The sequence below is a fragment of the Moorena sp. SIO3A2 genome, from assembly GCF_010672265.1.
Classification (GTDB): domain Bacteria; phylum Cyanobacteriota; class Cyanobacteriia; order Cyanobacteriales; family Coleofasciculaceae; genus Moorena; species Moorena producens.
In genome coordinates, this window is record NZ_JAAHHC010000002.1 from 24,250 (window position 1) to 36,127 (window position 11,878).

An 11,878-nucleotide genomic window follows, 5' to 3' on the forward strand; every position below is an offset into this window, starting at 1 on the left:
TAGCATAATAACATAACAGAAGAGGTCGATTTCTGATGATAATATTAGAGTTTAAAGCGTACGTTAAGTCTTCCCAGTATCAAGCAATAGACGAAGCGATTCGGACAGTTAAATTTGTTAGGAATAGCTGTCTTCGTCTGTGGATGGACAACAAAGGTCTAAGCAAATATGACCTAAATAAATATTGCAAGATACTGGCTAAAGAGTTCCCGTTTGCTAATGAACTAAACTCTACTGCTCGACAAGCTGCGGCTGAAAGGGCGTGGTCATCAATTTCTCGCTTCTTTGAAAACTGCAAGAAGAAGGTGCCAGGAAAGAAGGGCTATCCTCGCTTTCAGAAGCGCTGTAGATCAGTTGAGTACAAGCAATCAGGATGGAAGCTTTCACCTGACAAGAAATCAATCACTTTCAGTGACAAGAAAGGAATCGGAAAACTAAAACTCAAGGGTACTTGGGACTTGTGGCGCTTCGACAAGAAGCACATCAAGCGGGTTCGTATTGTTAAAAGAGCTGACGGGTACTATGTTCAATTTTGCATCTCTGTCGATGTGAATGAACAACTAGATCCGGCTGACGCCACTGTAGGATTAGATGTAGGCCTAAAAGAGTTCTACACCGATTCTAGGGGTAACACTGAACCCTTACCCAGATTTTACCGCAAAGGAGAAAAGCGACTAAGATTTTATCAACGCCGAGTTTCTCGTAAAAAGAAAGGCTCATCTAACCGTAAAAAAGCCGTCAATAGATTAGGTAGACAGCACCTTAAAATAAGTAGGCAGCGTGAAGAACATGCCAAGAGACTGGCACGTTGCGTAATCCGGTCTAACGACCTGGTCGCCTATGAAAATTTGAGGGTTAAAAACCTGGTTAAAAACCATTGTCTGGCTAAGTCTATTAATGATGCAGGTTGGTATCAATTTAGGAAATGGTTAGAGCATTTTGGAACTAAGTTTGGCAGAGTCACGGTTGCAGTGAATCCTGCCTATACAAGCCAAAACTGCTCAGAATGCGGCGAGGTCGTGAAGAAGTCACTATCAACTAGAACTCACGTCTGTAAGTGTGGTTGTAAATTAGACCGAGACCACAACGCCGCAGTCAATATCTTAAAAAGAGCCTTGGGTACGGTGGGGCACACCGGAACCTGGATCATAGATCCCAACGCTTCGGGAGATCTGGCCTCTACTGTTCTTGGTTCCGACCAGGTTCAGCAAGTCGGGTCGTTGAGCGAAGAATCCCCGCGTCTTTAGACCGGGGAGTGTCAATAACCAACACTCCTATCAGCCCGAAGCCTTCTACATCGCCTTCCGTAACGAAACAGTCGCGAGCCTCAAGAACTACATCGCAATTCGGAAACATATTGAAAATTTATTAGATCTTAAGGATGTAGCTAACTACCTAGATTGTTCAGGAGTAAATCCATTTTCAGATAAAGTTGCCCAGGTTTCTCAAACTAATACCTGGTGGGAAGTTGTGAGATTGAATGGATTAAAGATATTGAGAGGATTGGTAGATATGGTTCAATATCCCTTGAACCTAATTCGCGAAATCCTGTTGGTTATAATAAATTTTCTGGCTAGCATACTGGGCAAACCGGAAAATAGAAGTGAAATTGGACAATATACTAGTGTAAAAGCTGATCTCGCTCAAAGTCAGCTTCTGGCCAACGCAGAAGATCGTTTTGTCCAGAACTCAATGAATCACCTTGTAGACATTAAGCCTGAGCGAAGGCAGCGTCTGAAGATAGTTTTGTTTCTAGTTAATTGGGCTGGACAATATCTATTTCCACCAGCATCCCTAGTTAATATCACTACAATTCATTTTGCCCGTTGGCTGATTATTGATGAAGGGAAGCGTTTACTATTTTTAAGTAATTATGATGGCTCCTGGGATAATTATCTGAATGATTTTGTTGATCGATCCAGCGACGGATTAAACTCCATTTGGAACAACACAATGACTTATCCAGAGGGAGGCGCTCAGGATATTGGGGCGTTCAAACAATATTTCCGCGATTACCAAACCCCATCCCTAGTCTACTACAGCGCTTATCCTGAGCAAACTGTACAAACTAGTTTGAGAGACCAAAAAATCAGCAAAATGATCGGGACAAATTTTGAGCGAGCTGCGATTGAAGAATGGTTAAAACTGCTCTAAAGGTTTGTTGATAACGGTTTGTTGAAACAGGTACTGAATAGAAGAATTAATCGTCAGCTGGATGCAGCGATAACTCAGAGATAACTCTGTAACTCTAAACCCAGAAACGAGGGAAGTGACCATGTCAGAATTAACGCCAGAAGCACGGGAAGATATTCAGGGAATTATATTGAGTGGTTATGGGCATCTGCGCTATGCCTTATATTTATTTGTTCAAATCAAGAACCCTAAACAAGCTCAGGCATGGTTAAATACTATTATCCCGGAAATCACCACAGGTAAATTGTGGCCAAAACGACCAGATGGAACCACCGAAAAACCTGAATCTACCTTGAACATTGCCTTTACCCACAAAGGATTGCAGGCTCTTAACCTACCACAGCACACTCTCGAAACCTTTTCCAGGGAATTAATAGAAGGGATAGCTACTTCAAAACGTTCTCGTTTATTAGGAGATACCGAAGAAAGTGCTCCAGATCAATGGGATGTCGGTGGCTCAAATAATGAAGAGATTCATATGCTGTTGATCCTTTATGGATTAGACCCCGAAAGCCTCGCCCAGCGGCGCAACCAATTGCTTCAAGATCAAGAGGATAGTCTAGTGGTTGTGGCAGAAGAGCCTGGCTTTAGAGGTACTAGTAATAAGGAGCATTTCGGCTTTAACGACAGTATTTCTCAGCCGATCATTGAGGGGAGTCGAAACAACCAAAACCCTAATCCAGATGTGGTTAGGACTGGGGAGTTTATCCTGGGCTATCCAAATCAATACGATTTCTTGCCTGCTACCCCATCTGTGCCAGTAGACCAGGATAGTGATAATATCTTGCCCAGTTTTCCAGGTACAGAGCTGTCAGAGTTGAAAGATTTCGGGCGTCATGGAACTTACCTGGTATACCGGAAGCTAGCCCAGGATGTAGCTGGCTTTTGGCAATATATTGCCCAACAAGGACATGATGGCGAGGGTTGTCCCCATGCTCCAACCATGAGCTTGCTTGCCGCTAAGTTCGTAGGACGTTGGCCCAGTGGTACCCCCCTAGTGCTTGCCCCAGACCAGGATAACCCAGAGATTCAGGATAAGAATCAGTTCAAGTACTTACCAGAAGATAAGGAGGGTTATCGTTGCCCCATCGGTGCTCACATCCGTCGTAGCAACCCCAGGGATTCCTTTCTAGATGCCACCCCAGAGGATTCCTTCAAACTATCCAATCGGCATCGGATTATTCGACGGGGAGCCCTTTACGGAGAACCTCTATTCCCCATCGGCGATATCGAAAACGGTCAGTTGCCTGTGGATATTCAGGATGATGGCAAGCCCAGAGGACTACATTTCTTCAGTATTAATGCTAATATTAGGCGTCAATTTGAGTTTCTTCAGGAAACTTGGTGTAACAATCCTCGATTTAACAGTTTATATGATAGCAAAGACCCGATCATCGGAGATAATGACGGTTCTGGTCATATGACCATTCAGCGTTCACTGATTCGTAAACGAATTAATAACCTACCTCGATTTGTAACCGTCAAGGGGGGTGGATACTTTTTTATGCCAAGTATCACCGCCATGCAATTTATGGTTAATTGTGGTTAAATTGTCCAATGCCAGACCTGTTCAAAACTACTACAGTGCATCTAAATAGTGCATCTAAACTATGATGATTCCATTTGCTCTAACCTTTGCAGCAGTTTTTTCCCTGGAAATTGGGTTGATCTCCGTGTTAACTGTAATGCCTCAGCTCGGTAAGCTAGGCAAGACTATCTCGGAATCCTTTACCCAAGCCCCTGGGCTGGACGTGATCTTATCAGTAATAGTGTGGATTCCTTGGCTGATCAGTGGACTACTTGTAGGCTGGGTGGGGGTTTTGGCTGCCCTAGTGGGTCAACTATTAGCGCTACAGTTGTGGATTGTTGCTCATGAATTAGTCCATTCTGAGGCAGTAAAAGGACCGAGAATTGTTAGCTACCTCAATCAGCGGTTTGGCTGGTGGCGAAACCACTTGGCATTATGGGTGACAGCTGTCAGTGTGCCAGTGTTTTTTTTGATTCGCCTTGCTGAAATAGCCTTGTATCCATTCCTAATCTGGTTACTGGGCTTCCCAACTTACAAGCACAGTGAATGGGTCAATGTCAGTCGCCAGAAGTTTGAAGGCTTAGTTGGTCATGATCTAATTTGGTGCCTTTACTGTGACTGGATGACTGGGGTGTATTCCCTTGGTGCTGAAATGTTGAGGAATGTGGAATCTTTCTGGTGTCCGATCCGCTTTTACAATGACAAAAAGTGCGAGAACTGTCGGCTCGATTTCCCAGATATCGATGGCGGTTGGGTTGCCAAAGACGGCACCATGGCAGACGTTGTACAAACAATAGAAGACAATATGCCTAGCGATCGCCAATGGACATGGTTTGGTCACCCAGATCGAGGGAATAGGGAGTAGGGAGTAGGCAAAAGGCAAGAGGCATGCTAGCAAGAGGAACCCACCCCTAACCCCTCCCAGGAGGGGAAGGCAATAGGCAATAGGCAATAGGCAATAGGCAATAGGCAATAGGCAATAGGCAATAGGCAAGAGGGAAAAGGGAGCTTCGGAGCAGCGATGCAGTGCGGTCTTGGGGGTTTCCAAGCCAGTTGCTCCCCACATTTCCCACACTTCTCTATCTTTCCCGACTCCCGACTCCCGACTCCCGACTCCCGACTCCCGACTCCCTGCTCCCTACTTCGGCAAGACATCTAGGGGAAAAATCGAGAAAAATTCTTCTGTTGTCGGTTCTTTATGGGGGACATTATTCAGTTGGTTTCGTAGCCGAGAAATTAACTCGTAAACCTGCTTGCGAGGACGGTTAATTCCCCCTAAAGGTCTATGCTCTGGTAGAGAATGCCATGGGGTGTAGGACAAATTTTAACAAAATTTGATTTGCTCAGGAGATTCAAAAGCCTGAGCAGGAATCTTGAGAGTAGCTACTTTTTGATAGGGTGATTTCCAATCGATGGTGGGGTCTTCAATTGGCATCTTATCGGCATCGGTCTGAAACTGAATTAAGAAATCAAAGCAAGCTTCTTTATTGTTGAGATGTTCTCGGATTGCGTCGCGGAGATAGTTTTCTGTTTTAGGAATCGACTTAGAACTAGTTGAGATATTATCAGGAGAAGGCTTCAGGGAGAATTTAATCGCTCCTGATCCATATTTGTATGGAGTTGTACTCCAATATTGAGATTCTAATGGACTGCGAATCTTGGACAACCGAATCCGTAGTCCGATCTGGATCTCACGCCAGCGCCATTTAAATGGATTAAGTCCAGTTATGAAAAACTTTAAGGGGTTCCGGCTTCCAGAACGTTCAATTTCTGCAAAAAACTCAATGTAGTCTTTGGCATTGCGAACTACGAAAAGCGGGTGGTCTATTAGCAAAAAATCTTGGGTTTCCTCATATTTTTCATCCTCCAAGACTTTGTCTCCTGGTACACCCATCAGTTTAACCGCCATACCATGGGCATCACCTCTGGTATCCTTCTGCTCACTGAAATTTGAGAAGCGAATACAAGCGGGGAAACGCTTACCTGGTTCTTTAAAAATACCAACTCTAATCTTGTCATCCTTAGGGAGGTTAGGGTCAATGATAAATTCTCCTCTAACACAACCATGAGCTTTGGGATGTTCTCCCCGTTTTACAGGAGGATGTTTGTCAATAAGTCGTTCACTGATTTGGGCAATTTCACGAGTAGCTTCGTCTTCTTCGGGCGGTACGTTTTCTTGACCAATTTCTAATTTAGTCATCGCTTTCGCCTCTTTTACTCCTTTGGCTTTTTAGTATTATAGCATTAGGGTAGGGAGTAGGGAGTAGGGAGTCGGGAGTAGTATTTAGTTTTATCGTTTGTTTTTTAAGCCATCAGCTATCAGCTATTAGCTATCAGCTATCAGGCGAGAGAACTCCAGGGGGTCGGATTAGTAAAAGGAGCAGGAATTTTCAAGCAGCCGTAGCAGCATCCCGCAGCTTTTTTACTACCTCCCGTTGATTAGCTGACTGCTGACTGCTTTTCGCGTAGCGTGCGCGTAGCGCATTAGCTAAATGCTTACAGTAAATGTTGTTTGCCCACCGTAGATTTGTTTACTGTTCTATTGGGATTAATCCTAGGTGGGCAGTGTTTACTAACTTGATTGGTTTGCTGATCTGATTTGTCTCAACCACTGCCCACCCTACGTTAGCTTACTATTTTGATTAATCTTAGGTGGGCAGTGTCTAGTAACTTGATTGGCTGGCTGATTTGATCTGTCTGGTGCACTGCCCACCCTACGTGAACTACTATTGTTATTAATCCTCGGTGGGCAGTACCTACTAACTTAGCTTAACCAAGTAGTAGCAAAGAACTTATCTTGATTATTCCAAAGTTCAACGAGATCAGACTGACCATCACCATTGACATCGGTAACTAAGTAATCAGTATCCTCTCGAAAATCCCCTACTTGTGTATTACTGCCGAGGCTAAATCCACCGTTACCATCACTAATCCAAGTCGCAGCAAAGAAATTATTGTTATTATTCCAGACCTCGACTAGATCAGAGTCACCATCTCCATTGACATCGGTAACTAAGTACTGAGTATCGTCTCGAAAATCCCCGACTCTGGTATTACCGCCGAAGTTAAATCCACCGTTACCATCACTAATCCAAGTCGCAGCAAAGAAACTATTGTTACTATTCCAAACCTCGACTAGATCAGAATCACCATCGCCATTGACATCGGCGACTAAGTAATCAGTATCCTCTCGAAAATCCCCGACTCTGGTATTACCGGCGAAGTCAAATTCACCGTTACCATTACTAATCCAAGTCGCAGCAAAGAAACTATTGTTACTATTCCAAAGCTCGACTAGATCAGAATCACCATCGCCATTGACATCGGTAACTAAGTAATCAGTATCGTCTCGAAAATCCCCGACTCTGGTATTACCGCCGAAGTTAAATCCACCGTTACCATTACTAATCCAAGTCGCAGCAAAGAAACTATTGTTACTATTCCAAATCTCGACTAGATCAGAATCACCATCGCCATTGACATCGGTGACTAAGTAATCAGTATCGGCTCGAAAATCCCCGACTCTGGTATTACCGCCGAAGTTAAATTCACCGTTACCATTACTAATCCAAGTCGCAGCAAAGAAACTATTGTTACTATTCCAAAGCTCGACTAGATCAGAGTCACCATCCCCATTGACATCGGTAACTAAGTACTTAGTATCATCTCGAAAATCCCCGACTCTGGTATTACCGCCGAAGTTAAATCCACCGTTACCATTACTAATCCAAGTCGCAGCAAAGAAACTATTGTTACTATTCCAAATCTCGACTAGATCAGACTGACCATCACCATTTACATCGGTAACTAAGTAATTAGTATCGACTCGAAAGTCCCCGACTGGAGTTGTTGAACCTAGAGAAAACATTTAACTTGCACTCCTGTCATATGATTGACACGATAAATACAGTACGGCAATCGTACTTTGATACTCCCCGCTCTTAAAAAACGGGGATTTTTGGCTCAAGGATTCGACTTGCTATGACAGGTTTACACGAAGCACAGTAGAGGTCAAATCTCCGCCAGTATTTAGATATTGAATCCTGTTTCCGTGTGGCACACCGTGTTTGATAGATGACCAACACATTTATATAATATCTAATTGAATCTAGATTTCATTTATAGTACCATTAACTTAATTTTTATTCATAAAAATTAAGTTAATTTAATTTACGGCGGTTTGTATAACTAAGAAGTACAGTAACAATAATGAGCGTAAGCATTCAGCCGTCAGCGGTCAGCCGTGAGCTAAAAGCTCACGCTACTTGAGGTGCTTTCCGTAACACAGATTAAACGAATACTTACCTGTTTTCTTGATGCAAAGCGCGAGTGGGGGAAACCACGGCAGACCGCGAGTGGCGCATGGGTCTGTGTGCGGAACCTGCGTCCGCACCGCTGTTTGCCCCGTGGGAACCCCCGCAGGTCGGCACTGCCTCCCCTGTTCCGAAGCTGCATCGCTTATTCAAAAGCTGTTCGGTGTAGCTTGCCCATAGCCCATAAGCACATCAAGTAGCGTGGGCTATGCCCAGTGGCCAAAGGCCTTTGGCTGATAGCTGTTCGCGTTCGCGAAGCGTCGGCTTTGCCGAAAGCGTGGCCAAAGGCCTTTGGCTGATAGCTGAATGCTTACTAGTTAACAGTTTGTCTACCTGTTGGAATTCTGATTCACTGCCGCCCTGGGTGATATCCCCAGTAAACATTACCAAATCCAAAGGGCCGACCTGTTCACAAAGGTACTCTAAATCATTGAAGAAAATTTCCTCAACATTTGGCCAGAGATTCTCTAAGCCATCCATACCCAAATGGAGGTCAGTCAGATGTAACCACCTAAAGATCACCTCCCTGTGATCTGAGGTTTGGTTTAATTCCGTTGAATAACTCACCGAATATATTTTATTTAACTAAATAGTATTTAATCTATGTAGATGCATCAAACCCAATCTGGACTTATTCTAACACAGGAAAATATAGGGAGCAGGGAGTAGAGAGTAGGGAACAGGGAGCAGGGAGCAGGGAGTAGGAAGCAGGGAGTAGGGAAAAAAAATATCACAATTTATTACTTTACCGATTTAATATTACCAGCGCTATCGATAAAATTACTCCCAAAAAAATGGTACTCTCTGAAATATATCTATGCGATTGACCTATGGTAACGCTACGGGAACGCTAACTAATATTTACGATTTTCCCTGTTCCCTGTTCCCTGTTGCCTGTTGCCTTTAAAAAAACGCGATCGCATTCCTTAATCCGTACATTTTCTTTCAATTACCCTTCTCAAAAAAAAATCTAAAAACCCTTGACAAGTTAATTTATAATCGTTATGATTATATTTGTAAGCCTTAAAACGTTTTTTTTACTATGTCTGACAACTTCCGCCCTAACCCAGAAAACAATCCTGATGAGATTACTCCTAGTAATACTCCTCAGGAACCTTCCCCAAAAAAATACCCCATTAAGCACATTTTGAAAGGCTCCCGCCGGGCAATAACCAACACCATGCATACCCTTTATGCACGGGGTTACGCCCAAATTGACGAGTGGAGCCCCCTTCAGCCGACTGACATTCCTGGCGAATTCATCACGGTAATGACGAAGTATTTAATTCTGGATTAAGGGCTTAAATTTCAGGGGGCTTTGCCCCCTGGCCAAAGCATCAGGTCTGATGTCAGCGGTCAGCGGTCAGTGGTCAGCGGTCAGTGGTCAGTGGTCAGCGTTTGGCCTTTGGCTTATAGCTAATAGCTGAAAACTGTTCGTGTAGCGCATAAACTGATAGCTGATAGCTGATAGCTGATAGCTGATAGCTGATAGCTGATAGCTTACGGTCTAATCACATCGGATCACATCTGGATGGGTTTACAACGTTGAGACATAAGTAAAAATTCCTAGCCGTGGAAATGATTTCTGCGGCTATTTTTTTTTGGGGTTATCAGGTTGAAAGTTATCAGGTTGAAGGTTAGTAAGTTGAAGGTTAGTAAGTTGAAGATTATGAGGTTGAAAGTTGAACGCGATGGACGCGCGTCCCGCTTTCAGCGATCGCGTGGCCTTTTGGCCAAGGTTAGTAAGTTGAAGGTTTAAGGTTAGTAAGTTGAAGGTTAGTAAACAGCTAGAGAAAATGTCGCAGAGTCTACCAAAAACTCTGATTATTTGTTAAACTTAAATTAGGGTAACACCGACAGGGATTATTATGTAACTTAAATTAAAGCCGAAAACCAAGGGTTTAGTAGTTGCGCTCTCTATCCCGGTGTTAGACTTTTTTGACATTTTTATGGCGCTCGCGGGATATTCCGTCAGAGAAGCGCGGAGATACCCCCTGGATGCTATTGCATCTGGCATTGGCGAGCCAGAATTTGCCTTTGGTAGGTTTTGGTAGCTAAAAAGTATCGGTTATTAACAGTGATTAATCCTTGGTGGGCAGTGCCTAGCAACCCGATGGTAAGCACATCAATCTCCTAGTCAAAGCCTAGGCAATTCCCGGTAACTCCTGGAAATCGCCAGCTAGGATGCAGACTTAGTTTTCTACGTTGGTTTGGTTATGACACCCAAGAGTGAACTCCAGCTCTTGGCTCTGTCGCTAATCATTAAGACAAAGGCAAAATGTGTGATTAGCCTAACAAGCCATTTCAACATTGTCGTTCGCGTAGCGGGACGAAGTCCGGAACACATTACCGAATTGAGTTGCACTAATCATGCAGAATTACGTATTCGTTATTGACACAAACAAGCAACCATTAAACCCTATTCCACCAAAGAAAGCTCGCCGGTTATTAAACAAAGGTAAGGCTGCCGTTTTTAGGATGTACCCGTTCACAATCATCTTAAAGACTGCGATTCGGCAAAGCCGACGCTGCGCGAACAATAATCCAAGCATCTCACCTTGTCAAATAAAGATTGACCCTGGTAGTAAGGTAACTGGATTTGCCCTAGTCCAAAACAACCAAGTTATTTGGGGAATGGAATTAGAGCACAGAGGAGGATTAATTAAGAAAAAACTAGAGTCTAGAGGCGCTGTAAGGCGTGGGAGACGTAACCGCAACACCCGCTACAGGAAACCCATATTCCTTAACCGTAAGCGTCCAGAGGGATGGCTTCCACCTAGTCTAGAACACAGAATTTTGACTATTCAGACTTGGGTAAAACGATTGATTAAATTCTGCCCAGTCAATGAGATTTGGGTCGAAAGGGTTAAGTTTGACACCCAAAAAATGCAAAATCCTGAAATCAGTGGCATTCAGTACCAGCAAGGAGAGTTAGCCGGATATGAGGTTAGAGAGTACTTACTTGAAAAATGGGGAAGAGAATGCACTTACTGTGGTAAGCAATCCGTTCCATTGCAAATCGAACACATTCACCCAAGGTCACTTGGTGGAAGCGATTCGGCTTTGCCGACGCTACGCGAACGCGTAAGTAATCTTTGTTTGGCTTGTGAAAAGTGTAATCAACGCAAAGGTAACAAGCCTATAGAAGACTTCTTAAAAAAGAAGCCAAGTCTACTGCAAAAAATCAAATCTAAAGCTAAGCAGCCATTAAAAGATGCAACAGCAGTAAATGCAACTCGGAACAAGTTAGTTAAGGTACTTCAATTAATCAAGGTTGTGGTCACCGGAACGGGAGCGCAAACCAAATACAACCGGACTAGATTAGAACTACCTAAGCAGCACTGGATTGATGCCGCTTGTGTTGGGGATATTGAGACCTTAGTGTTGAGAACCTCTCAGCCGCTGTTAGTCACTTGCAAGGGACAGGGAGGGAGACAGAAAGCAGCACTTAACAAATACGGTTACCCCATCAGACACAATCCATTAAAACCAATCAAAGGCTGGGTTACTGGGGACATAGCCAAGCATCAAAAACTAGGAATAGGTAAAGTCACCCCTAGAAGCAAAGGAAGCTTTGGATTTACCCCGTTAGGAACCAAGGGCTACAAAAGTTGCAAACCTCAAGATATATCGGCAATATACCGAAAAGATGGATACACTTATAGCTTTTGCTAGTATCTGCCGAGATTTACCAGGGAATAGTTGTCCTGGAAGTTCCTGTCTGATGCACTGCCCACCCTACATCTCTCCCCCGACTCCCGACTCCCGACTCCCGACTCCCGACTCCCGACTCCCGACTCCCGACTCCCGACTCCCGACTCCCTATTCCCTATTCCCTTAATAA

General features: G+C 43.9%; 12 protein-coding genes. 7 read left to right on the forward strand and 5 right to left on the reverse strand.

Annotated elements, in window-relative coordinates; genetic code table 11:
- The first annotated feature begins 35 nt into the window (after nt 1-35).
- The 4 genes from F6K64_RS03285 (at nt 36) to F6K64_RS03300 (ending at nt 4,586) form a co-directional block, all read left to right on the forward strand.
- Nucleotides 36-1,247, forward strand: a complete 1,212-nt coding sequence (locus F6K64_RS03285; RefSeq protein WP_287264829.1) for an RNA-guided endonuclease InsQ/TnpB family protein — start codon at nt 36-38, stop codon at nt 1,245-1,247.
- Between the two features lie 265 nt (nt 1,248-1,512).
- Nucleotides 1,513-2,154 (forward strand): hypothetical protein, encoded by a 642-nt coding sequence (locus F6K64_RS03290; RefSeq protein ID WP_287264830.1) that lies wholly within the window; start codon nt 1,513-1,515, stop codon nt 2,152-2,154.
- Nucleotides 2,155-2,275: 121 nt separating this feature from the next.
- Nucleotides 2,276-3,742, forward strand: a complete 1,467-nt coding sequence (locus F6K64_RS03295) for a Dyp-type peroxidase (RefSeq protein WP_287264832.1) — start codon at nt 2,276-2,278, stop codon at nt 3,740-3,742.
- A gap of 61 nt (nt 3,743-3,803) precedes the next feature.
- The gene (locus tag F6K64_RS03300; protein WP_287264834.1) at nt 3,804-4,586 is read left to right on the forward strand and encodes a hypothetical protein; all 783 of its coding nucleotides are present in this window, start codon (nt 3,804-3,806) and stop codon (nt 4,584-4,586) included.
- Between the two features lie 26 nt (nt 4,587-4,612).
- On the opposite strand, the gene F6K64_RS03305 is transcribed toward F6K64_RS03300, so the two are convergent.
- The 5 genes from F6K64_RS03305 to F6K64_RS03325 form a co-directional block, all read right to left on the reverse strand.
- The gene (locus tag F6K64_RS03305; protein ID WP_287264835.1) at nt 4,613-4,876 is read right to left on the reverse strand and encodes a hypothetical protein; all 264 of its coding nucleotides are present in this window, start codon (nt 4,874-4,876) and stop codon (nt 4,613-4,615) included.
- Nucleotides 4,860-5,042: a hypothetical protein gene (locus tag F6K64_RS03310; protein WP_287264837.1), complete on the reverse strand. Its 183-nt coding sequence runs from the start codon at nt 5,040-5,042 to the stop codon at nt 4,860-4,862. Before F6K64_RS03310 ends, F6K64_RS03305 begins: the two co-directional genes overlap by 17 nt.
- Before the next feature lie 3 nt (nt 5,043-5,045).
- Complete coding sequence (locus F6K64_RS03315) at nt 5,046-5,921, reverse strand: catalase family protein (protein WP_287264839.1); 876 nt, start codon at nt 5,919-5,921, stop codon at nt 5,046-5,048.
- A gap of 564 nt (nt 5,922-6,485) precedes the next feature.
- On the reverse strand, nt 6,486-7,589 hold the full coding sequence (locus F6K64_RS03320) for an FG-GAP repeat domain-containing protein (protein WP_287264841.1): 1,104 nt from the start codon (nt 7,587-7,589) through the stop codon (nt 6,486-6,488).
- A gap of 637 nt (nt 7,590-8,226) precedes the next feature.
- Complete coding sequence (locus tag F6K64_RS03325; protein WP_287251542.1) at nt 8,227-8,601, reverse strand: metallophosphoesterase family protein; 375 nt, start codon at nt 8,599-8,601, stop codon at nt 8,227-8,229.
- Between the two features lie 475 nt (nt 8,602-9,076).
- On the opposite strand from F6K64_RS03325, the gene F6K64_RS03330 reads away from it, so the two are divergent.
- The 3 genes from F6K64_RS03330 (at nt 9,077) to F6K64_RS03340 (ending at nt 11,875) form a co-directional block, all read left to right on the forward strand.
- Nucleotides 9,077-9,331, forward strand: a complete 255-nt coding sequence (locus tag F6K64_RS03330; RefSeq protein ID WP_287247561.1) for a hypothetical protein — start codon at nt 9,077-9,079, stop codon at nt 9,329-9,331.
- Nucleotides 9,332-10,404: 1,073 nt separating this feature from the next.
- Nucleotides 10,405-11,709, forward strand: coding sequence for an RNA-guided endonuclease IscB (gene iscB / locus F6K64_RS03335; protein ID WP_287264843.1), 1,305 nt, complete (start codon nt 10,405-10,407; stop codon nt 11,707-11,709).
- On the forward strand, nt 11,684-11,875 hold the full coding sequence (locus F6K64_RS03340; protein WP_287248508.1) for a hypothetical protein: 192 nt from the start codon (nt 11,684-11,686) through the stop codon (nt 11,873-11,875). The genes iscB and F6K64_RS03340 overlap by 26 nt, the downstream gene beginning before the upstream one ends.
- Nucleotides 11,876-11,878: the final 3 nt, after the last annotated feature.